The 22797-nt window shown below is 40.8% G+C and carries 17 protein-coding genes and 6 tRNA genes; 13 read left to right on the top strand and 10 right to left on the bottom strand.

The genetic code is table 11. From position 1 onward, the window contains the following. The first annotated feature begins 270 nt into the window (after window positions 1-270). Window positions 271-1242 carry an OmpA family protein gene (locus CIK00_RS13270; protein ID WP_101769319.1) on the top strand — a complete coding sequence of 324 codons (972 nt, stop codon included), beginning with the start codon at window positions 271-273 and terminating at the stop codon, window positions 1240-1242. 308 nt (window positions 1243-1550) lie between these two features. On the opposite strand, the gene CIK00_RS13265 is transcribed toward CIK00_RS13270, so the two are convergent. Continuing rightward, a complete protein-coding gene (locus CIK00_RS13265; RefSeq protein ID WP_101769318.1) occupies window positions 1551-1808 on the bottom strand; it encodes a YfcL family protein in 258 nt (85 codons plus the stop codon). A 15-nt stretch (window positions 1809-1823) separates the two neighbouring features. Then, a complete protein-coding gene (locus CIK00_RS13260) occupies window positions 1824-2375 on the bottom strand; it encodes an elongation factor P hydroxylase (RefSeq protein WP_101769317.1) in 552 nt (183 codons plus the stop codon). Window positions 2376-2689: 314 nt separating this feature from the next. Between CIK00_RS13260 and CIK00_RS13255 the strand changes: the two genes are divergently transcribed. Further along, complete coding sequence (locus tag CIK00_RS13255) at window positions 2690-3307, top strand: trimeric intracellular cation channel family protein (protein WP_101769316.1); 618 nt, start codon at window positions 2690-2692, stop codon at window positions 3305-3307. Between the two features lie 197 nt (window positions 3308-3504). Here CIK00_RS13255 and aroC read toward each other — a convergent pair whose 3' ends face one another. The 3 genes from aroC to manA all read right to left on the bottom strand — a co-directional run bounded on the left by aroC (window position 3505) and on the right by manA (window position 8495). Further along, on the bottom strand, window positions 3505-4590 hold the full coding sequence (aroC, locus tag CIK00_RS13250) for a chorismate synthase (RefSeq protein ID WP_101769315.1): 1086 nt from the start codon (window positions 4588-4590) through the stop codon (window positions 3505-3507). Between the two features lie 261 nt (window positions 4591-4851). Further along, window positions 4852-6753 (bottom strand): PTS fructose transporter subunit IIABC, encoded by a 1902-nt coding sequence (locus tag CIK00_RS13245; RefSeq protein WP_101769314.1) that lies wholly within the window; start codon window positions 6751-6753, stop codon window positions 4852-4854. 542 nt (window positions 6754-7295) lie between these two features. Further along, complete coding sequence (manA, locus tag CIK00_RS13240) at window positions 7296-8495, bottom strand: mannose-6-phosphate isomerase, class I (RefSeq protein WP_101769313.1); 1200 nt, start codon at window positions 8493-8495, stop codon at window positions 7296-7298. Window positions 8496-8659: 164 nt separating this feature from the next. Between manA and CIK00_RS13235 the strand changes: the two genes are divergently transcribed. Continuing rightward, window positions 8660-9505, top strand: a complete 846-nt coding sequence (locus tag CIK00_RS13235; protein WP_101769312.1) for a helix-turn-helix transcriptional regulator — start codon at window positions 8660-8662, stop codon at window positions 9503-9505. Between the two features lie 6 nt (window positions 9506-9511). Here the strand turns inward: CIK00_RS13235 and CIK00_RS13230 are convergent, their stop codons facing one another. The 5 genes from CIK00_RS13230 to CIK00_RS13210 form a co-directional block, all read right to left on the bottom strand. Next, complete coding sequence (locus CIK00_RS13230) at window positions 9512-10270, bottom strand: PTS sugar transporter subunit IIA (RefSeq protein ID WP_101769311.1); 759 nt, start codon at window positions 10268-10270, stop codon at window positions 9512-9514. 44 nt (window positions 10271-10314) lie between these two features. Beyond that, window positions 10315-10623 carry a PTS fructose transporter subunit IIB gene (locus CIK00_RS13225; protein ID WP_101769310.1) on the bottom strand — a complete coding sequence of 103 codons (309 nt, stop codon included), beginning with the start codon at window positions 10621-10623 and terminating at the stop codon, window positions 10315-10317. Between the two features lie 433 nt (window positions 10624-11056). Next, on the bottom strand, window positions 11057-12148 hold the full coding sequence (rluF, locus tag CIK00_RS13220) for a 23S rRNA pseudouridine(2604) synthase RluF (protein ID WP_101769309.1): 1092 nt from the start codon (window positions 12146-12148) through the stop codon (window positions 11057-11059). 165 nt (window positions 12149-12313) lie between these two features. Continuing rightward, window positions 12314-15439 carry a multidrug efflux RND transporter permease subunit gene (locus CIK00_RS13215; RefSeq protein ID WP_101769308.1) on the bottom strand — a complete coding sequence of 1042 codons (3126 nt, stop codon included), beginning with the start codon at window positions 15437-15439 and terminating at the stop codon, window positions 12314-12316. Next, the gene (locus CIK00_RS13210) at window positions 15439-16512 is read right to left on the bottom strand and encodes an efflux RND transporter periplasmic adaptor subunit (RefSeq protein WP_101769307.1); all 1074 of its coding nucleotides are present in this window, start codon (window positions 16510-16512) and stop codon (window positions 15439-15441) included. Before CIK00_RS13210 ends, CIK00_RS13215 begins: the two co-directional genes overlap by 1 nt. 182 nt (window positions 16513-16694) lie before the next feature. On the opposite strand from CIK00_RS13210, the gene CIK00_RS13205 reads away from it, so the two are divergent. From CIK00_RS13205 to pflB, 10 genes are all read left to right on the top strand, one after another. Further along, window positions 16695-16779 (top strand) — tRNA-Tyr (locus CIK00_RS13205). A gap of 113 nt (window positions 16780-16892) precedes the next feature. After that, window positions 16893-16977, top strand: a tRNA-Tyr gene (locus tag CIK00_RS13200). Window positions 16978-17067: 90 nt separating this feature from the next. Next, window positions 17068-17152, top strand: a tRNA-Tyr gene (locus CIK00_RS13195). 89 nt (window positions 17153-17241) lie between these two features. Then, window positions 17242-17326: transfer RNA gene (locus tag CIK00_RS13190), tRNA-Tyr, on the top strand. 89 nt (window positions 17327-17415) lie between these two features. Continuing rightward, window positions 17416-17500, top strand: a tRNA-Tyr gene (locus tag CIK00_RS13185). An 89-nt stretch (window positions 17501-17589) separates the two neighbouring features. Then, a tRNA-Tyr gene (locus CIK00_RS13180) sits at window positions 17590-17674 on the top strand. A gap of 121 nt (window positions 17675-17795) precedes the next feature. After that, window positions 17796-18023 (top strand): hypothetical protein, encoded by a 228-nt coding sequence (locus tag CIK00_RS13175; RefSeq protein ID WP_101769306.1) that lies wholly within the window; start codon window positions 17796-17798, stop codon window positions 18021-18023. 111 nt (window positions 18024-18134) lie between these two features. Beyond that, a complete protein-coding gene (xthA, locus tag CIK00_RS13170) occupies window positions 18135-18944 on the top strand; it encodes an exodeoxyribonuclease III (protein WP_101769305.1) in 810 nt (269 codons plus the stop codon). A gap of 510 nt (window positions 18945-19454) precedes the next feature. After that, complete coding sequence (focA, locus tag CIK00_RS13165) at window positions 19455-20321, top strand: formate transporter FocA (protein ID WP_101769304.1); 867 nt, start codon at window positions 19455-19457, stop codon at window positions 20319-20321. Between the two features lie 57 nt (window positions 20322-20378). After that, window positions 20379-22652 carry a formate C-acetyltransferase gene (gene pflB, locus CIK00_RS13160; protein ID WP_101769303.1) on the top strand — a complete coding sequence of 758 codons (2274 nt, stop codon included), beginning with the start codon at window positions 20379-20381 and terminating at the stop codon, window positions 22650-22652. The last annotated feature ends 145 nt before the right edge of the window (window positions 22653-22797 follow it).

Here is a 22797-nt window from a genome sequence, read left to right as displayed (position 1 = left end):
AATTGTGGTAAAGGCAATACCCCAACAAAAAACATACTAAAAAGGAATTGTTCGGTTCTTTATTAACAGTTTATTACACTAAAAATGATAAATTAAATGAAACGCTGTTTAATTGCTATATCATTCAAAAAAAATGCATTATTATATATAAAAAATATATCCTAATAGCATTTGTTGTTGTAGGGTATAGACAAGCACTTTCATATAATAGTGCAAAAATTACCGGTTTAGATCGGTTCTATCTACAATTAGGAAAATACGGCAAATATTATGAAAAAGACTTTTCTAGTACTACCTCTTGCTCTTCTTGTATCTGGCGTGGCAAATGCTGCAACAGATAATCCTTTTTATGCTGGTGCGCGTTTAGGTAATAGCTTCTACAACATTACAGACAGTACTAACAGCATCAACCTTGATGACAAAAACCTTTCAGGTGGTGTTTTCGCTGGTTACCAAATCACACCTTGGTTTGCAGCTGAAGTAGGCTACACTAACTTAGGTAGCGCTAGCGTTACTAATGGCCAAGGTAAATTTACTGCACAAGGCGCGGATCTTGTAGGTAAATATTCTTACGCTATTAATGACAAGTTTGATGTATTCGCTAAACTAGGTGTTTTCTACTACGATTGGAACGCTAAAAACGGCGCAACAGGTGACGACAACGGTTGGGCTTCAACAGCTGGTGTTGGTGCTGAGTACTACATCAACAACAATGTATCTACAAGCATTGAATACCAATACTACAAAGATGTAGCTGGTGCTGACATTCAATTCGCTGGCGTTTCTCTAGCATACCATTGGGGCGCTCCAGCTCCTGTTGTTGCTCCAGAAGTTGTTTACGTTGATCAAGTATCTGTAGCTACAATTGACGAGTTAAAGTTAACTGTTCCTTTCGCATTCGATAGCTCTAAAATCACAACAGGTGATGCGGCACAACTAGCGCCTTTCGAAGCACGTCTAGACCAATACCCTGATGCAACAATTACTGTTGTTGGTCACACTGACAGTACTGGTCCTGAAGCATACAACCAAAAGCTATCTCAACAACGTGCAGAAGCAGTTGCTCAAGCACTACGTACTCACCTAAATGTTGGTTCAGATCGCATTCTTAGTGAAGGTCGTGGTGAGCTAGATCCTATCGCACCTAACGATACAACTAAAGGCCGTGCTGAAAACCGTCGTGTTGACATCATTGCTCCTGAGCTAAACATCGAAACAGTTACTCAAGTTGTTGCTAAGTAATTTATACTAACAATTGAACTTTAGTACTGCGTATTAATTACGTAAGATGTACTCACTAAAAATCCGCCATACCTTTACGGTTATGGCGGATTTTTTATAACTAGGAAGTAACTGTGCGAGGAAGCTCAGATTTCGAGTCTCGAGGAAAAGCAGATATAACAATTTCTAGGAAAAAAGCAAAGCATTGGGAGTGTTGTGGCTTAATGAACTTAATCACTACAGAGCTAGCCGCCATACCGAAAATTAAGGAATGACAAAAAGGACGGTTATTAACTTATAATGATTGATATTCTTCAAACTGGATACAATTACGCCATTAATTTATCACTGTATTGCTGTACTAATTGCCAATCGCTTGGGCTAAGTTCACTTTTTGCATCCCGCAAGCTTTGTTTTACTTTTTGTTGCATAACAATAATATCATCAATGCCTTGCTGTTCACAATCGGCAGCGGCAAGTGAAATATGGCCGCGTAAATAGCCACCAGCAAACAGTTCGTCATCCGTTGCACTGTCAATATTGTTATCAATCAGCTGTAATAGCTTTTGTTCATAATCGTGGATCATGTTCTATCCTTGCGGTTAAGCATAATCAGTTAATGGAATCGGTTTGGGGAAATTAGCTGCCGTTAGTGGTGCAATACCATAAAAATCACGGAAGGTATCGGATAACATTTTGGTTCGCTCTGGAATACCGTTCGTTAAATAGTTGATAACTTGCTCTCGTACTTTTAACGTGAATCCCACTCTATCAGGCTCACAGTTACCACTTAGATTATCGCAACTTACCTGATAGTTAAACCCACAGCTGGCCGATAAAATCCACTCTATCGCTTGCGGCTTAATTTCAACCACTTCAAATGCAGCTTGTACTTCAGCACTACGTCCATCGGGTTGATACCAATAGCCATAATCTTCTAATAAGCGTCTTGCTTCACCCGCAATACACCAATGCCCTAACTCATGCATCGCTGACGCATAATAGCCACGAGCAAAGATAATTTGATGATGCGTACGTTCCTCTGAGGCAGGAAGGTAAATAGGCTCATCGCCACCTAGTAATAATTCAGTATTTAAACGCTCTAAAAAGACCGTATTAAACAAACGAATAAGATCGTTATAGTCATGATTCATATGTGTTTTCATTTCATTCATTTGGATACAATTTAAATTAACCAGCGAATTATATATTGTTTGAACATTTAGAGCCATTAAGTAAAAAGGTAGAGCTACAACATGAGAATTATTTTACTTGATCTCTTTAATCTCATTCGTCATCTTCTGGTAAGAAATAGCGAGAAAGCTCACATATCCACTACAAATAATAATAAAAGTGTTTCTTGCATGAATTCAATTCATCTGACATTAAATTCTTTTCATTAGAAGTTGATAACTGTCACTATTACAATACCCTATTCTTATGATAAACAACGGCCATCACAGTTATTATGCTACTTTCTATCTTATACATTATCGGTATTACTGCAGAAGCAATGACGGGCGCACTCGCCGCTGGTAAACGTCATATGGATTGGTTCGGGGTCATGTTAGTCGCAAGTGCAACGGCTATTGGTGGCGGCACAATGCGTGATATTTTATTAGGCCACTATCCACTTGGTTGGGTGGCACACCCACAATATTTAGTCATCACCTGCGTTGCTGGCTTATTAACGACAGTATTAGGTAAATGGGTCGTACGCTTTCATAAGATTTTTATTATTCTTGATGCTATTGGCTTGATTGTATTTAGTATTATTGGCTGCCAAGTTGCAATCACAATGGGATTATCACCAATTATCTGTGTAGTAGCGGCAGTCATTACAGGGGTTTTTGGTGGGTTACTTCGCGATATGATCACTCGTAGCAAGCCAATGGTATTACACAAAGAACTCTATGCGTCAGTGTCTTTCCTTGCTGGCATTATATATGTCACGATGCTGCACTTTAATGTCCCTGCTGATACAACCACACTAGTAACATTGGTTGTTGGCTTTGGTTTACGTATGGCTGCTGTGTTCTTTAGCTGGAGTTTACCCGTATTTAACTTCGAAGAAGCTGAAGTGTAAAATCTTCTTCTTTAGGTGTACAAGTTCATTAAGCCACAACAAGTTAAGGTATGAGGCTATCTGAGAGATATTTACTTTTGCTACAACAGAAAGATACTAGCAAAGAGAATGACGGTGGATGGTTTGCATTCACTATAAGGAATGACGGAATAAAATTATTCCGTCATTTCAATATTAATTTACAGCGCAACCAAGCTCTAAATCTTCGGTGTTGTTGTGACTACATCTGCATTTTGACCACGGTTACGCAATAAGTGATCCATCAGCGTAATCGCTAACATCGCTTCAGCAATCGGAACCGCACGAATACCAACACAGGGATCATGACGACCTTTCGTGATCACTTCGGCTGATTCACCTTGCTTAGTGATGGTTTCACCCGGAATACTGATACTTGAGGTCGGTTTTAGAGCTATATGCGCAATAACATCTTGCCCTGATGAAATACCCCCCAAAATACCGCCCGCATGATTAGTTTTAAATCCTTGTAATGTCATGGCATCACGGTGTTCACTGCCCCGTTGTTCAACCACATCAAAACCATCACCAATTTCAACCCCTTTAACGGCATTGATACTCATTAATGAATGGGCAATATCAGCATCTAAACGATCAAATACCGGTTCACCTAAACCTACAGGTACGTTACGAGCAACCACGGTAATTTTAGCGCCAATCGAATCACCGTCTTTTTTAAGGTTACGGATCAGCTCATCAAAGGCGTCGACTTTATCGACATCAGGGCAGAAAAAGGCATTTTGTTCAATTTGTTGCCAATCAACCTTATCTATTTTTACATCACCCATTTGTGATAAGTAAGCACATACTTCTATTCCATGCGCTTGTTTAAGGTATTTTTTAGCAACAGCACCCGCAGCAACACGCATAGCGGTTTCACGTGCAGATGATCGACCACCACCACGGTAATCACGTACGCCATATTTCTGCTGGTAAGTATAATCTGCGTGACCGGGACGGAATAAATTCTGAATATTAGAATAATCTTTTGAGCGTTGATCGGTATTTTCAATCAGTAAACCAATCGATGTACCCGTTGTTTGACCTTCAAAGACACCGGATAAAATCTTAACTTCATCCGCTTCGCGACGTTGAGTAGTATATTTTGAGGTGCCAGGGCGACGACGATCAAGATCGTGTTGCATGTCAGCTTCTATGAGTGCTAATCCTGGTGGGCAACCGTCAATAATACAGCCCAATGCTACCCCATGACTTTCGCCAAAGGTGGTAACGCGAAACAATTGTCCTATGGTATTTCCAGCCATGACTTCCCCTGTGAGATATCTATGCTTACATGCATTTTTAATTATGGTAATTAATACATACTGCAAAGATGTGATTTGAAAAGCAAGGAATAAAGTAAAGGCGAGTATCGAGGGTTTAAGGTTTCAGATCTCGTTCATAACCTCACTGTAAGGAATGACTGACTGGATTTGATAACATAAAAAAGCGACAGGCTTTCACCTATCGCTTTTATTCGTACTTATCGTCTTAACCTCAAGACTCGTACCTAAAACACTTACCTCTTACGCTACCGCTAACACTTTATCCGCTTTTGCTTTACGGAATTTCTTCAGTGATACTGCAACCAATGCCGTTACTACCATACCTGTTGCCATACAGACTAAAGCAAGTAATGGTTTGTTCATCGCACCTAATAATGCAACCACTGGACCACCGTGAGCAACGCTGTTAGTGATACCAAATGAGAACGCCATTACTGCGGCAACCATGCTGCCTAATACGTTTGCTGGAATAACTGAGATTGGATCTTGCGCTGCAAACGGAATCGCACCTTCAGAGATACCCACTAAGCCCATCGCACCCGCCGCTTTACCTGCTTCAATTTCTGATTGCTCAAAGATGTTAAGCTTACGACCAATCACTGTCGCTAAACCCATACCCAATGGCGCAACAGGAATTGCACATGCCATCGCGCCCATAAATTGAGTTTGACCATTGGCTATCATGCCGACAGAGAACAAGAACGCCACTTTGTTAAATGGACCACCCATATCAAAGCCCGCCATACCACCGAGCACAATACCTAGCAAAACAACGTTACCTGTGCTCATCTCAGTTAGCACGGTGTTCATGGTATGCATTAGACCTGCAATTGGCGCACCAATAACAAAAATAAACGCACTTGCAATAAATAATGTACCTGTAATCGGTGCAATAAGAATCGGCACTAATGGTTGTAATAATTTATGGTATTTACGTGTTGCAACCCAACGTACAAAGTAACCCACTAATAGACCAGCGATGATGGCACCGATAAAACCTGTACCTGCATCTGCGCCATAAAATGAGCCGTTATTCGCAATCCAACCACCAATGAAACCCGGTGCTAATGCTGGACGATCCCCAATCGCATACGCTATGTAACCTGCAAGTACTGGAATCATTAATGTAAAGGCGACTACACCAACATCGAGTACTTTTTGCCACATGCTACCGACAGGGATCTGCATTCCCGCATCTGTTGGTTGTCCACCAATCGCTAATGCCAACGCAATTAACAAACCACCGGTAACAACAAATGGGATCATGTGCGATACGCCATTCATCAAGAAACAATATAGATCTGAACGCGCTTTAGAGACTTTGCTTTCACCGTTATCTAAACCATCGCCATTAGCATCAAATGGTTTTGCAACTAATGCTTGTTGAATAACGCCTTTACCATCTTTAATCGGTGCTTTTACGCCAGTCTTAATTAATTTCTTACCCGCAAAACGATCCATGTCAACTTGCTTATCACAACTGACAATGATCGCTTCTGCGCGGGCAATTTCTTCTGCGGTTGGTGAGTTTTTAACACCGATAGAACCGTTCGTTTCAACCTTAATTTCATAACCTAATTCAGCAGCCGCTTTTTCTAATGCTTCCGCTGCAAGGTAAGTATGGGCAACGCCAGCTGGACAGCCCGTAACCCCAATCAATAAGCCTTTATCTTGGGGTAATGTTGCCACCACTTGTTTTTCGGCAAGTAATAATGCCAATGCATCAGCAGATGTTTTCGCAGCGAGGAATGCGTCAATAAAGCCATCTTCAATCAGTTTTGATGACAACTCAGCCAACACTTCAATATGGTGATTATCACCACCATCAGGAGAAGCAATCATGAAAAATAGTTTTGATGGTAAGCCGTCTTCTGCGCCGTATTCAATACCTGTACGACTAACACCAATCGCCACCGCTGGTTTAATAACAGCGGCACTTTTAGCATGAGGTAATGCAACACCCTCTTCAAAACCAGTGTTACCTAACTCTTCACGTGCTTTAACATCGACTAAAAATTGGGTTTTATCCGCAACGCGACCTTGTTGAACTAAAATATCTGCCATTTCAGCAAATACTTCATCTTTGGTGGTTGCTTTAAGGTTGAGGTTAATCAACTGCTCATTGATGAGAGTGGTAATCATATTCTATCCCCGATAATTTTATTATGGGCTCGATGACATTGTATTCGTCATCAGCATGGCAATATTGTCGGTTTTTTAATGGGGATAAAGTAGAGTACAAAACAGGCTTTAACTGGAAATTTGTAACATTAAACTCTCAGTGTGAGCTATCACTCATAATTTTTACCGTATATAAAACAAGTTGAACCGTGAATTTATATATTTAATTTCAATAAGTTATATAATTAATTATATATGAAAATACCAAAAAACGATTATCAAATAATTTTATCAACTATCTAAATAAGGCTTTCACTAAGGCAGAAACGTGATTTTTTAGTGCGATAGATCACAGAAAGGAAGAGCGAGGGAAAGAAGTCAGCGGAATAAATGATCCTACAACGCGCGAATAGTAGATTCCCTATCGCCATCGCGGGCATTCACTGTAGGGAATGACGGAATAATTTCCACAAAAAAAGCGACAGGCTTTCACCCATCGCTTAGTTTCATTATCCTGAGAACTAGAGACTCACAACCTCGTCCCGGCTCTTCCCTATAACCCTTTAGTTATACGCGCGAGCAAACATACCATCACAATGGGCTGAATATGCTTGTGCATAAGCAGGAATAAACACTGACTGACCTTTTTCAAGTATCACTGTTTCACCATTATGGTGCGTCACTGTTAGCGGTGCATCAATCGCAAATAAAATTTCAGCACTGGTATTTTGTAATGCAATATTATTAACTTGCTTATACACGCTGAATTTAAAATCAGGCACAGGGATCTGATAATCTAAACCACCAGCGACCATTGTTGGCGCTAGTAATAATTCATTCGCCGCCATGCTCTTAAATTCAGTATTCGCGACTAACTCGGGTACATCCATAAATTTAGGCGTCAAACCTGCACGTAGTACATTGTCTGAGTTAGCCATGATTTCAAGGCCTGTTCCTTTAATGTAAGCATGTGGCGTACATGCACTTAAGAACATCGCTTCACCTGGTTGTAATGTTAATACGTTCAACATTAAAGGAACAAACAGACCGATATCGCCTGGGTATTGCTCAGATAAATCAATCAATAACGCAAATAATGGCTGCTCTTTATGTTCATGACAGAACGCTAAAAGCCCATTAACAGCAACCTCTTTACGCTCACCCTCAAGCGATAACATTGCTTCAAAGAAATCGCATAAACCGGTTTCAGTTTGATTGGCTACGAACGTATTAACAAGATCGCTGATCACATCTAGATTGATGGTGGTAAATAATTCAACAATCTCAGCTAGCTCACGAAAACCATTCATTGCTTGATAAGGGGTTAATGCAAACACTAACTCAGGTTTATGGTTAGGATCTTTGTAGTTACGGTTAGCCGCATTACGTGCAATACCGGTTTTTTCTTCTTTCGCATAGCCTATTTCAGCTTGATGCTTACTTGGGTGAACTTGAACCGATAATGCTTTCTCAGCTGCTAACACTTTAAATAAATATGGCAACTCAGCAAATTTAGCTTGGGTTTCTGCACCGATAATTGCATCAGGATCTGTGGCAATAAAATCAGCTAAACGTACTGCTTCACCATTAACCGTGATCACAGAACAACCATTTGCATGAGCGCCCATCCATATTTCAGCTTGTGGTTTTTGGTCTAGATTTGGAATAGCAAACAGTTGTTCAATTGATGTTACACTGCCCCAAGCATAATCTTGGATCACGTTATCCATCTTGAAAAAGACAGTGCGGGTAGAGTCAGTCATTGTCAGGTCCTATTGTTATTATTGTTCACGATATTTATGGCATCGCATCAACCATTATTATTGACGCCATGCGCTAACTGACAGCACTATAACAAAACTTAATCGGTTTATTCAGCACAAACTCATCATCCTGCCACCACCATTCCAAACATAAAGTGAATTTTATGGACAATGTTTTCTTAAATTTAATTGATTCGCTGTTAACTGAACGGGAAAGTTTTAATCGCATTTGGTTTGCTGGCGGTAAAACTCAACCACCGCAATTTAGTTATCAAGTCAATTTTCCGCGGCTCGAATTGGTGCTAAAAGGCGAATATATTAACCAACTTGATGATGGTGATAATGGCATATGTCAAATTAGTTTAATGGGGGGGGATGCGATCTATATTCCACCCAACAGTTGGAATAAACCAAGCTGGAATACCGAATGTTCCGTGTTGAGCCTGCTGTTTGGTAAGCGTCAATTGGGTTTTAGTTTAGTCAGTAAAACCAAAGATAGCCCCAAGTTTTATGATGTTCAAAAACACTCAATTCAAGCATGGACGGGGCATGCGGTTGATCCGATCTTAACGGCCCTGAATATGTTAGCTACCGAGCCTCAGCAACAACCGATGGATGAACATTTATTACAAGCCTTGCTCAGCTACACGCGTAACATGCTACATGTACCGTTGCATCAATCAAAAAATCGCACCGAAGATCTGTATCAAGGGATCTGTATTTATATTCAAGAAAATTTTCACCGTGCCATCAGCCGCGATACCATTGCTAATCGGTTTAACATTACCCCCAATCACCTTTCGCGTTTATTTCGTCAGCAAGGCCATATGCGGCTCGCTGACTATATTTGCTGGGTACGGATTGAACGTGCCAAATTTATGTTACGCCAATACCCATTTCGATTAACTGAAATTGCTAGCCGCTGCGGTTTTGTCGATGTGAATTATTTTTGTCGCGTATTTAAAAATAAAACAGGGTGTACGCCATCAGAATACAGAGTCGTTACCTAACTTCCGTTATCTTAATGCTTCAATAACCAATGCTTTCAATTCTTGAGGCTGTTGAGCTAACGTTAGCGCAGTACAATAATCCTCGTTTAATAAACATTTTGAAAACTGCGCAAACGCCATCAGCACCACTTTCTGAGGTGGCTTAGGCAATATCATCGCAATCGCACGACTAATATTACCGCGAGATGATCCCCAATCAATTGACGGATGCTGACACACTATCGCCATTGCAGGCTTAACGATCATTTCATGCATCACGTGCGGCAATGCAATACCCGGCCCCATCACCGTTGCTGAAATGGTTTCTCGAGCTAATAGTGCTTGCTGTAATGCGGGTTGTTGCTCAGCGGTAACGGCTTGTTGTGCCACCAGCATGTGGCTTAATTGCGTAATTGTTTCTGTTTTATTACTGCCACTCGCATGACAATCAGCCCAACCAATACTGGTTAACGGCAAACTTATCTTAAATGGCACTGATGGTGAGAATTGTGTCAATGACAGCGCATATTGAGCAATAAAATCCGTTAGCACTAAATTTGCTAATTCGGCGTCATTACCATTAATGATTAATTGGCATAACGCATATGGTTTATTCGCTAACGACAACATTTTTAATGGCTGTGATACTGGCGCGCGCGTTAATTGACGTACATTGAATAACTCAACTTTGGATTGAAAATAGGTGGTCAATTTTTTGAGTTGGTTAAGTTGGTAAGAAGGCAGACCTGCTGATCCACAATAGAAGGTGATCCGTCGCTCTAACATCCGTTATTCCCTTAATATTACGGCTTACTTATTAGCGTCATCAATCATTGGCACAATTGCTGACAACGCTCAATCACAGCAGTAGCATCAACTAAGACTTCTTCGATGGTGACACAGTGAATACGACTACCAGTGAAACGAGCCCGTTGTTCAACTTCAATATCTGAGGCTATTAATACAATGTCTGCACAAGCAATATTTTTAGCCGTTAAAAAATGCTCAATCCCCATCGCACCTTGGGTTTCGACTTGGATTTTAATCCCCATTTGATGCGCAGTTTTATTAAGTATATCCGCCGCCATATATGTGTGTGCTATACCCGTTGGGCAGGCTGTTACCGCGACAATTTTCATTTTCATCCCTAAACTTATAACGATTAAATACCAAGGCGCATAAATAAGCAGCCAGTGATGCAGAATATCATATTTTATTACAGAAAATGACGGGAGTTAATCCGTACGTTCACTGCAAGGAATAACACTAGTTATTATCCGTCATCTCGGAAGAGAGGTACGAGCTATCCGTGATCTATTCATCGCGCCATGAGCACTAAATATACTCGAGGAAATACACTAAAAGACACCAACGAAAACAGTCACTCTACAACGCGTGGATGGTAGATTCCCTATCTCGTTCGTAACCTCACTGTAGGGAATGACGGTGGTTGGGTTTGGCGTTCACTGTAGGCAATAACGGAATTACACAAACAAAAAAAACGACAGGCTCTCACCTATCGCTTTTCATTTATTCTTGAAACTGACGAACTAGTTTCTTAACAACGCGCTGTTACTCTTCGCGCTTTGATTTCCACTTTTTAATGCCGTTGCTCTTGCCACCAAAACTTGGTTTGCTATCAGCACTTGGCGCTGAAGTACGCGCAGGACGATCATCATTATTACGACGAGGCGCATCAGCACGGTAACCACTGTGACTATTACGCTCTTCATTCTGATTACGGCTGCTACGGTTCGCACCATCGGGACGACGATTAAAATCACCCGTACCGCTGTAAGTTTTAAACTGTTTTTCAGCGGCATGACGTTCATTACGCGCTTCTTGTGCACGGTGATCATACAACTTCGCGTCAGTTGCTTTAGAAATCGTATGGCCATCAGCATCGGTCATTGACGCTTCTTCAGTACCACTTGAGTGTGAAATCAACTGCTGAATTTCAGCGATTTCAGCATCGGTTAAATAACGCCATTTGCCGTTTGGTAAACCATCAATTGTAATGTTCATGATGCGTACGCGACGAAGTTTATATACTTCATAACCTAACGCTTCACACATACGACGAATTTGACGATTTAAACCTTGTGTCAATACGATACGGAATGAGAAATTCGTTTCTTTAGTCACTTTACATGGCAGCGTAACAGTATCTAAAATCTCAACACCTGATGACATTTTCTCAAGAAAGTCAGGGGTAATCGCTTGGTCAACACGCACTACATATTCTTTCTCATGCGAGTTACCAGCACGAAGAATTTTATTAACGATATCACCGTCATTGGTTAAGAAAATAAGACCATCAGACGGCTTATCTAAACGACCAATCGGGAAAATACGCTTACGGTGATTAATGAAATCAATCACGTTGCCTTCAATATGGCGCTCAGTCGTACAGGTGATGCCCGTTGGCTTATTAAGCGCGATATAAATTGGACGTTCTTTGCTACGTAATGGCTTATCATCAACCAATACTTCGTCTTTATCCATTACTCGCATACCCATTTCAGGCATAGTGCCATTGAGGGTTACACGTCCCTGATCAATCAGCTTGTCCGCCTCACGGCGTGAGCAATAGCCAGTATCACTGATAAATTTATTAAGTCGAACCCCTTTCGGGCTCTGCTGTTCAGTAGAATTTTGTGACATGTTTTTCTTCTATAAAGGGCTTTAGGTCGATCAGGGCAATAAACTACTTAACTGTAGTTTACTTGCTCGATAGTTGTTATAGCGGAAGTTTAACTGATTGTGAGACGAGTAGCGAGTAGCGAGTTTCTTTACTCTCGTAAACTCGCTACTCGTGACTCATATTACTTATTTCGGTAAATCACCATGATTAATACGACCGATATAATCACGCTCCAATTCTTTTTCTAATTGCGCTTCGATATAACCTGGTGATTTGGTTTTAGCTGATAACAAGCGGTACATCGCTGGGATCACTAATAATGTCACTAAGGTGGCAAATGCCATTCCAAAGAACACCACCGTACCCACTGCGATACGACTTTCAGCACCTGCGCCAGTTGATAGAATCAACGGTAAAGAACCAAATAATGTTGTAAACGCGGTCATTAAAATAGGTCGTAATCGACGTACTGACGCATCAACAATCGCTTGTTCAAACTCAATCCCTTTATCACGCAATTGGTTAGCAAATTCAACGATTAAAATACCGTTTTTCGTCACCATACCAATCAACATGATCATCCCAATCTGGCTATAAATATTGAGCCCTTGTCCCATTATCCATAATCCAGCAAGACCACCAAAGATCCCCATCGGTACGGTTAGCATAACCACCAGCGGGTTAATAAAGCTTTCAAACTGCGCTGCAAGTACTAAATAAGCCACCAATAACGCCAAGCCAAACACTACAGCGATACTACTTTGGTTATCTCGAAAATCTTGTGATTCACCAGCATAGCTAATGGAGATATCAGAAGGTAAGGTATCTATTGCTTGTTGATCTAAGAAATCAAGCGCATCACCTAGCGTATAACCCTTTGAAAGGTTCGCTTTTAAGGTGATCGATTTCTGTTTTTGATGATGACTTAATTTTTGTGCTGATGCCACTTCATCAATAGACGCCACGGTATCAAGTGTAACCAGCTTGCCATTTTTCGCCCGTAGATAAATCTGACTAAGATCGGTTGAACTATTAAAGCTATTTTCATCACCACGAAGATAAACATCGTATTCCTCACCGCGATCAACGAAGGTTGTTTCACTGCGACCGCCAAGCATCACTTCTAATGTTTCCGCGATTTCAGTGACGGGAATACCTAGTTCCGCCGCACGGTCACGATTTACATTCACTAACAGCTCAGGGGTTGTTTCAGCGTAATCTAAATCAGCCCCTTCCATTAATGGGCTATCTTCAGCAATATGTTGCAACTTGGTCGCCCATTTAAATAGCTCTTGGTAATCCGCACCGCCTAATACAAATTGGACAGGTTCTGATGATCCACCTCGAAAACCAGGCATCATCGGCATCACTCGCACATCGGGAATACCCGCTAGCGTCTTACTTATGATTCCCAATGCCTGTTGTGCCCCAACAGTACGATCATTCCAATCTTCTAATTGCATGATCACAAAGCCCGTTTGATCTCCTGCTCGACCACCAAAGGCCGGCGATTGAATACTGACTGATTTTAAGATCCCTTTGCCTAATAGCGGCAATAAACGCGCTTCAACTTGATCCATATTGCCGATCATACGGTTATAACTGGTACCTTCTGCACCTTTAACAAACGCAAATAACACCCCACGATCTTCCTGTGGTGCAAGTTGTGCGGGGATCACTTTCATTAATCCTGCGCTGGCTACAATACACGCTAACACCACCAACGGTGCGACAAACCGTTTATTAACGGCCACCGTTACCATACGACGGTAACCATGTTCTAATTTATCAAATTGACGATCAATCCATAGATTAAAACGATTTGGCTTCACATTCACTTGCAGTAATTTACTACACATAACAGGGGTTAGCGTTAAAGCAATTAATGATGAGAAGATCACTGACATCGCCAGTAACACTGAGAACTCAGTAAATAAACGCCCCACCATGCCTTCCATAAACGATATCGGTAAAAACACCATCACTAACACTGCAGTCGTTGCCACCACCGCAAATCCAACTTCACGAGTGCCTTTATAAGCAGCTAGTAATGGTGATTCTCCACGTTGTAAATGGTGGAAAACGTTTTCAACCACCACAATCGCATCATCAACCACCAATCCAATCGCTAAAATTAACGCCATCAAGGTTAATAAGTTAATTGAAAAACCAAAGAAATAAGCGGTGATAAAAGCTGAGATTAAGGACACTGGCACCGTAACGGCAGGAATTAACGTTGCTCGCACTTGGCCAATAAAAATATACAGCACCAAAATAACCAAAGCGCCGGTTACTAATAACGTGCTGTAAACTTCACTAATTGAACGATCAATGAACACGGTGGCATCATAATCAAGCGTCAGTGAAGCGCCTTTAGGTAAAAATTGCTGCATTTTAGCAACTTCAGCACGCACTTCTTTAGCCACATCAAGCGGATTAGCATCGGACATAGTCACAATGCCTAAACTTAAATTAACGGCACCATTACTTTTAAAGGTTGAATTTTCATTTTCAGCACCAATCGTAACGTCTGCGACATCTTTTAAATAAATAGGAGTGCCAGTGTCTGTTTTATGGATCATCAAATATTTAAAATCATCAACGGTTTGGTAAAGTCGCGCGGTACGAACGGACATCACCGTTTGATCGTTACGAACTTCGCCACCGGGTAATTCAACGTTTTCATCATTTAATGCATTAACGATATCTTTGGTGGTAACACCTCGGCCGGCCATTAGTGTCGGTTGTAATTTTACATACATTACCTTGTACAAACCGCCACTAAGACTGACTGAGCTAACACCATTTAAAAGACTGAAACGATCTTCTAATACTCGCTGAGCGTAATCCGTTAATTGGGTACGATCCATTTCAGATGACGATAAATTAATGTAGATCGCAGGCTCACCTGAACCGTTATCTTTCGATACTATCGGATCATTGGCATCATCAGGAAGGCGACGTTGTGCACGAGCAACCGCATCACGAATATCACTGACACCTTCAGTGAGATCCCAATCCATATCAAATTCAACCGTGATCCGCGACATACCATTACGGGTAACGGAGGTAATGTTATCAATACCACTGATCCCTGATAATTCATCTTCTATCGGGGTGGTCACTTGGCTTTCCATTACCGTTGCTGAAGTGCCGTCATAAGTTGTCATAATAGTCACAACAGGACTTTCAATATCTGGCATTTCACGAACGGCTAGTTTTGAAAAGGAAACGATACCAAACACACACAACAGCAAACTTAATACAATAGCCACCACTGGCCGTTTTACTGAAATATCTGATAACCACATTAGCTCGTTACTCCAACAGCAGGAGTAATGTCTTTAATGGTTATACCGTCACGCATATTCACTAATCCTTGCACAACAATACGATCGCCTGTTTTTAAGCCTTTTTTAATAACAACATTATTATCAATACGCTCACCCAGAGCCACCAAGGTTCGGTGTACTTTTTGTTGTGGGTCAACAAGATAAACATAACGTTTAGTGCCTGAATATTCTAAGGCTTGTACGGGGATAATCGCTTGTTGTTGCGGAATAAAATCAAGTTCTGTCGCAAGTAACATTCCTGGTTTTAAAGCATGATCGCTATTTTCAAACACTACGCGGACTTTAATATTTAAAGAATCTGATTGAACACGCGAATCAATGGCTTGAATTTTACCTGTAAAGGTACGATCACCCCACGCTTGGCTTTTTGCGGTAACGTTAATTCCAACCGTTAAAGAAGAGATATATTGCTCTGGCACTTCAATATCCAGACGCATAGAGGAAAGGTCATCAAAATTAAATAATTCACCGCCTGCTGCTACCATATGACCTGGACTAAAATCGTAGAACCCAACAGTGCCATTAAACGGCGCTCGAATAGCATGATCATTAAGATTCGCTAAAGCCGCTTTTAAACGAGCATTGGCAATACTTGTATTGGCAGCTTGAGCATCAATTTCAGTTTTAGTAATAGCACCACGAGACAATAAACGCTGAAATTCAGTCAGTTTTCGCTTTTCATCATTACGATAGGCTAAGGCTTCATCATAAGCAGCCACCGCTTTATCATCATCAAGTTGAATTAATAGTTGGCCTTTCTTGACCGTACTATTAACAGCAACTGCAATCGTTTTTATTTTAGCCGAAACTTCTGCTGCAATATTAACGGCATGTTCCGCATTCAACTTACCCACTAATGAAAGTGATTGAGCAACAGCTAAAGAACTAACCTCTCCCGTTGTCACAGACACAACACGTGACGATGACGCGGGCGGTGATTTATCTTGCGCAGCGTGTGACGTTCCTTGAAAGTAAAAGTAACTACCAGATAAAACTGCTGCGACTAATACTGCTACGACCATTTTTTTCATTTATTAAAACCATCATAAAAATCCTAACTGAATAATATCTGAACTAAAGGATGAATAACGTCAAGAAATGTAAAGTTAAGCAAAAATCGGCTTACTGATGAAAAATCAAGCAAGTACTCGATAATAGTGATAAAAAAGGTTTACAGCGCTGAAATGTTTGTTATTATCCGCCCCGCACTTGTGGTGGGGTTCCCGAGTGGCCAAAGGGAGCAGATTGTAAATCTGCCGGCACTGCCTTCGAAGGTTCGAATCCTTCCCCCACCACCATTAATTTTGAAGAATTGTTTTATAACAGTTTTTCAGTGGTTAAAGTGGTCTTTAATCACCAGAGCAACAAATAACTATTGCAACTAAAAATAGAGTAGCAAGCAACATCCCGTGGTGGGATTCCCGAGTGGCCAAAGGGAGCAGATTGTAAATCTGCCGGCATCGCCTTCGAAGGTTCGAATCCTTCTCCCACCACCATCATTTTGAAAAATTGTTTTATTACGGTTTTTTAGTAATTAAAGTGAGCTTTAATTACACTAGCAACAAATAACTATAGCAACATCCCGTGGTGGGATTCCCGAGTGGCCAAAGGGAGCAGATTGTAAATCTGCCGGCATCGCCTTCGAAGGTTCGAATCCTTCTCCCACCACCATCATTTTGAAACGTTGTTGATAACAGCATTTCAGTGGTTAAAGTTATCTTTAATCACTAAAGTAACGAATAATTATAGCAACATCCCATGGTGGGATTCCCGAGTGGCCAAAGGGAGCAGATTGTAAATCTGCCGGCATCGCCTTCGAAGGTTCGAATCCTTCTCCCACCACCATCATTTTGAAACGTTGTTAATAACAGCATTTCAGTGGTTAAAGTTATCTTTAATCACCAGAGTAACGAATAACTATAGCAACATCCCGTGGTGGGATTCCCGAGTGGCCAAAGGGAGCAGATTGTAAATCTGCCGGCATCGCCTTCGAAGGTTCGAATCCTTCTCCCACCACCATCATTTTGAAACGTTGTTAATAACAGCATTTCAGTGGTTAAAGTGAGCTTTAATTACACTAGCAACAAATAACTATAGCAACATCCCGTGGTGGGATTCCCGAGTGGCCAAAGGGAGCAGATTGTAAATCTGCCGGCATCGCCTTCGAAGGTTCGAATCCTTCTCCCACCACCATCATTTCAGCCAGTTGCTTAGCAGCTGGCTTTTTCATATCAAAAATAAATCACGTCACACGATCAACTCATCAGACTAGCCAATAAATATGTATGATAATTCATATAGTATATGGATCGTTATGACAGAAGCATCTCCCCATACCAACATAAATTGGAAACAGATCAAGATACTGATTATTGATGATCAGCCGTCTTCTGCATTACTCAGTGACAGTGAACATCTCACGATAATAAGAAAAAATGACTGGATAGCTGAAATTCGTTATTACAACATTGGGTTTATCGTTAACTTTCACCATCACCATCGTCACGGGGTTAGGCCTGCATACTCGTTTATACCCAAATAAACTTACACTATAGATATGATCGCTCCTGATTGAAATGATCATATATTGAAGTGATAGAGCAATGTGCTAATATCAGTAACCAATAATCATTCGCAGTTATGGATACTAAATATGAAAGTTATTTCTTTTAACATCAATGGGCTACGTGCTCGCTTACATCAACTTCAAGCTATTATTGATAAGCATCAGCCTGACGTTATCGGTTTACAAGAAATTAAAGTTCATGACGACGCTTTTCCGTTAGCGGATGTAGAAGCAATGGGATACAAAGTCTACTTTCATGGTCAAAAAGCCCATTACGGTGTCGCTATGCTATGTAAGCAAGAACCTATTAGCGTACAAAAAGGCTTTCCCAGTGATGATGACGAAGCCCAGCGTCGCATGATCATGGCAACCTTTAAACAAAAAAATGGCAACAACATAACGGTAATGAACGGTTATTTTCCTCAAGGGGATAACGTTAAGCATGAAACCAAATTTCCTGCAAAAGAAAAGTTTTACGCTGATCTGATGAGTTATCTTGATACTGCACATACCAATGATGAACAACTTATCGTAATGGGCGATATTAATATCAGTCCTATCGATTTAGACATTGGTATCGGCCCAATAAACGCTAAACGCTGGTTAAAAACAGGCAAATGTTCATTTCAACTGATTGAGCGTCAATGGTTGAAAACCTTATTAGATTGGGGTTTTATTGATACATTCCGTCAACTGCACCCAACGGTCGATGATCAATTCTCATGGTTTGATTACCGTTCAAAAGGCTTTATTGATAATAGAGGCTTACGTATTGATGTAATTTTAGCCACACCGACATTGGCTGATCGTTGTACAGAATCAGGTATTGATTACGAACTCCGTGGCATTGAAAAGCCTTCAGATCACGCCCCAATTTGGTCTACTTTTACCGATTAATTTTTTAATTAAGTAATAATAACCATAGTTACTCAAACTAATAATTACATCTAAAAGCCGACCATCATTGATATCGGCTTTTATTGATTTTGCATATATATTCATCAATATAATTATACTATACCGTTACAGTATAGACTTAATCTATATTAATGAGTGCTATTCATCGATAAAGGTAAATATAAAAAAAGTTGAATCAATATTTTTTATAGCGACATAAATACGTTAAAAAAAATTCAAAAAAACATAAGTCATTGATTAATAAAGGAGATGAATTTTGTAATCATGACCGAATAATTATGAAACAAAATTACATTAAAATTTTTTTTAGTTTTTTCAAAAAAAATTATACTCTTTAAATTCAATTAATTACATTATCTTAAACTGTAACAATATGTCTAATTTTGTTATAAATTTTCACCGCAATGATCCAGATCAAATTTATGATTCACAACCTTTGCTATTATTCTGGCAGCCAAACTTAAACCATTAAAGAGCACGCCAGTAAAAATGGAAAACAATCCTTTTGACTCACTGATGCCACCAGCAATGGCACATAAAGCCGAAGAAGTCGGCGTTTATAAAGCAACAAAACACCCGTTACAGTCATTCTTTTTAGCGATAACTGCCGGTGTGTTTATTTCAATTGCTTTTGTATTTTATACAACAGTAACGACTGGCGCAGGTGATATGCCTTGGGGTATGTCTAAATTTGCCGGTGGTCTAGCCTTTACGTTAGGTTTAATCCTAGTAGTTATATGTGGCGGTGAGCTATTTACCTCTTCTGTATTAACCACTGTTGCTCGTGCAAGCGGTCGCATTACTACTGGTCAGTTAATGAAAAACTGGGGCATTGTTTACCTCGGTAACTTCGTTGGCGCAATTTTCTTTGTTGCATGTATTTGGATTGCAAAACAACACCTTGGTGCGAATGGCCAATGGGGTATTAATGCAATGAAAATCGCACAACATAAACTTCATCATGATTTTGGACAAGCTGTTGTTTTAGGTATGCTATGTAACCTAATGGTTTGTCTTGCAACATGGATGACTTTTTCATGCCGTAGTGCCACTGATAAAGTTATGGTAATGTTGCTGCCAGTTGCAATGTTTGTTGCATGTGGTTTTGAGCACTGTATTGCAAATATGTTTATGATCCCAATGGGCATCGTAATTCATGCATTCTCTGGTCCTGAATTTTGGACCATGACAGGTGTAAATCCTGCTCAATTTGCAGATTTAACTGTACATAATTTCGTTATAAACAATCTAATCCCAGTAACCATTGGTAATATCATTGGTGGTGGCGTATTAGTTGGACTAACATATTGGGTTATTCACCGTCGTCCAGAACTTAACGGCAATAGCCATCATTAAGTTTTAACACGGTAACACTTATTTTTTTTCTACTGAATAGTAATAGGTAGGTATACAATGGCAGAGCAATTTGCTGCATGGGAAGGCTTCACAGCTGGTGATTGGCAGAACGAAGTAAACGTTCGTGACTTTATCCAAAAGAACTACACTCCTTTTGAGGGTGACGGCTCTTTCCTAGAAACAGAAGCAACTCCAGCTACAGCTAAACTTTGGGAAGCTGTAATGGTAGGCATCAAACAGGAAAACGCGACTCACGCACCTGTTGATTTCGATACTGATGTTGTTTCTACTATCACTGCACATGATGCTGGTTACATCGACCAAGAACTTGAAATGATCGTAGGTCTTCAAACTGACACGCCTCTTAAGCGTGGTTTGATCCCTAACGGTGGTATCCGCATGATCGAAAATTCATGCAAAGTATACGGTCGTGAACTAGATCCTACTATCAAGAAGGTTTACTCAGAGCTTCGTAAAACACACAACCAAGGTGTTTTCGATATCTACACTCCTTCAATCATCAAATGTCGTAAGTCTGGTATTCTAACTGGTCTTCCTGATGCATACGGCCGTGGTCGTATCATTGGTGACTACCGTCGTATCGCACTTTACGGTATCGACAAGTTAATGGCTGACAAGCTAGCTCAATTCAAATCTCTAGAAAAGATGTTTGAAAACGGCGAAGATCTTCAAATGACTATGCAACGTCGTGAAGAGATCTGTGAACAGCACCGTGCTCTTGGTCAAATCAAGACTATGGCTGCTAAATACGGTCGTGATATCTCTCTTCCTGCAACTTCTGCACAAGAAGCTATCCAGTGGACTTACTTCGGCTACCTAGCTGCAGTTAAATCACAAAACGGTGCTGCAATGTCTCTAGGTCGTACTTCGACTTTCCTAGACATCTTCATCGAGCGTGATATCGCTGATGGTAAGATCACTGAAGCACAAGCTCAAGAAATGATCGACCACTTCGTAATGAAGCTACGTATGGTTCGTTTCCTACGTACTCCTGAATACGATGAATTGTTCTCTGGTGACCCAATCTGGGCAACAGAATCAATGGGTGGTATGGGTCTTGACGGTCGTACACTAGTTACTCGTTCTAACTTCCGTTTCCTAAACAGCCTATACACAATGGGTCCTTCTCCAGAGCCAAACATCACTGTTCTTTGGTCTGAGCAACTACCTGTAGGCTTCAAGAAGTTCTGTGCGAAAGTATCTATCGATACTTCTTCTATCCAGTACGAAAACGATGACCTAATGCGTCCAGATATGAATTCTGACGATTATGCTATCGCTTGTTGTGTATCGCCAATGGTTGTTGGTAAGCAAATGCAGTTCTTCGGTGCACGTGCTAACCTTGCTAAAACTATGCTTTACGCAATCAACGGCGGCGTTGATGAAAAACTTAAGATCCAAGTAGGTCCTAAAGAAGAGCCTATCACTGATGCTGATTTCCATTACGAAAATGTTCTAGCTCGTCTAGATCACTTCATGGATTGGTTAGCAACAACTTACGTTTCAGCGCTAAACGCTATTCACTGGAGCCACGACAAGTACAGCTACGAAGCATCGCTTATGGCTCTACACGATCGTGACATCAAGCGTACAATGGCTTGTGGTATCGCTGGTCTATCTGTTGCAGCTGACTCACTATCTGCAATCAAATACGCTAAAGTAACACCAATCCGTGATGAAGATGGCGTAGCCGTAGACTTCAGCATTGAAGGTGATTACCCTAAATTTGGTAACAACGATGCTCGTGTAGATGACATCGCTTGTGACCTTGTTGAGCGTTTCATGAACAAGATCCGTTCACACAAGATGTACCGTGATGCGATCCCTACTCAGTCTATCTTAACTATCACATCTAACGTTGTGTACGGTAAGAAAACTGGTAACACTCCAGACGGTCGTCGTGCAGGTGCTCCTTTCGCACCAGGTGCTAACCCAATGCACGGTCGTGACGAAAAAGGCGCTGTAGCTTCACTTACTTCTGTAGGTAAACTACCGTTTGCACACGCTAAAGATGGTATTTCATACACATTCTCTATCGTTCCAAACGCACTAGGTAAAGATCTTGATACTCAAGAAAATAACCTAGCAGGTCTTATGGATGGTTACTTCCACCATGAGTCTGGCATCGAAGGTGGTCAACACCTAAACGTTAACGTTCTTAACCGCGAAACTCTAGAAGACGCAGTTAAGCACCCTGAGAACTACCCACAGTTAACTATCCGTGTATCTGGTTATGCTGTGCGTTTTAACTCTCTAACTGCTGAACAGCAGGCTGACGTTATCGCTCGTACTTTCACAGCGTCTCTATAATATAGAGCCTCTTGTGTAGGAAGTTCGCTTCCTAATAAAAACCGGCTTATATAGCCGGTTTTTTTATGCCAAAAATTTAAATCTAAACACACGCTTCGTTATATTTCTTCAATTTTTTAAGCAACGCGCTATCAATGATCGAGCT

The sequence above is a fragment of the Photobacterium carnosum genome, from assembly GCF_002849605.1.
GTDB lineage: Bacteria > Pseudomonadota > Gammaproteobacteria > Enterobacterales > Vibrionaceae > Photobacterium > Photobacterium carnosum.
Note: the sequence above shows the minus strand (reverse complement) of the source record. Positions and strands in the feature narration are given on the sequence as shown.

Bases quoted from the DNA above. Each gene is read 5' to 3' on its own strand.
- pflB (WP_101769303.1), top strand. From the start codon at position 20,379: ATGGCAGAGCAATTTGCTGCATGGGAAGGCTTCACAGCTGGTGATTGG.
- CIK00_RS13235 (WP_101769312.1), top strand. From the start codon at position 8,660: ATGGACAATGTTTTCTTAAATTTAATTGATTCGCTGTTAACTGAACGG.
- xthA (WP_101769305.1), top strand. From the start codon at position 18,135: ATGAAAGTTATTTCTTTTAACATCAATGGGCTACGTGCTCGCTTACAT.
- CIK00_RS13225 (WP_101769310.1), bottom strand. From the start codon at position 10,623: ATGAAAATTGTCGCGGTAACAGCCTGCCCAACGGGTATAGCACACACA.
- CIK00_RS13230 (WP_101769311.1), bottom strand. From the start codon at position 10,270: ATGTTAGAGCGACGGATCACCTTCTATTGTGGATCAGCAGGTCTGCCT.
- CIK00_RS13215 (WP_101769308.1), bottom strand. From the start codon at position 15,439: ATGTGGTTATCAGATATTTCAGTAAAACGGCCAGTGGTGGCTATTGTA.
- CIK00_RS13210 (WP_101769307.1), bottom strand. From the start codon at position 16,512: ATGAAAAAAATGGTCGTAGCAGTATTAGTCGCAGCAGTTTTATCTGGT.
- CIK00_RS13270 (WP_101769319.1), top strand. From the start codon at position 271: ATGAAAAAGACTTTTCTAGTACTACCTCTTGCTCTTCTTGTATCTGGC.
- focA (WP_101769304.1), top strand. From the start codon at position 19,455: ATGGAAAACAATCCTTTTGACTCACTGATGCCACCAGCAATGGCACAT.
- CIK00_RS13260 (WP_101769317.1), bottom strand. From the start codon at position 2,375: ATGAATCATGACTATAACGATCTTATTCGTTTGTTTAATACGGTCTTT.
- manA (WP_101769313.1), bottom strand. From the start codon at position 8,495: ATGACTGACTCTACCCGCACTGTCTTTTTCAAGATGGATAACGTGATC.
- CIK00_RS13255 (WP_101769316.1), top strand. From the start codon at position 2,690: ATGCTACTTTCTATCTTATACATTATCGGTATTACTGCAGAAGCAATG.
- CIK00_RS13245 (WP_101769314.1), bottom strand. From the start codon at position 6,753: ATGATTACCACTCTCATCAATGAGCAGTTGATTAACCTCAACCTTAAA.
- aroC (WP_101769315.1), bottom strand. From the start codon at position 4,590: ATGGCTGGAAATACCATAGGACAATTGTTTCGCGTTACCACCTTTGGC.
- rluF (WP_101769309.1), bottom strand. From the start codon at position 12,148: ATGTCACAAAATTCTACTGAACAGCAGAGCCCGAAAGGGGTTCGACTT.
- CIK00_RS13265 (WP_101769318.1), bottom strand. From the start codon at position 1,808: ATGATCCACGATTATGAACAAAAGCTATTACAGCTGATTGATAACAAT.
- CIK00_RS13175 (WP_101769306.1), top strand. From the start codon at position 17,796: ATGACAGAAGCATCTCCCCATACCAACATAAATTGGAAACAGATCAAG.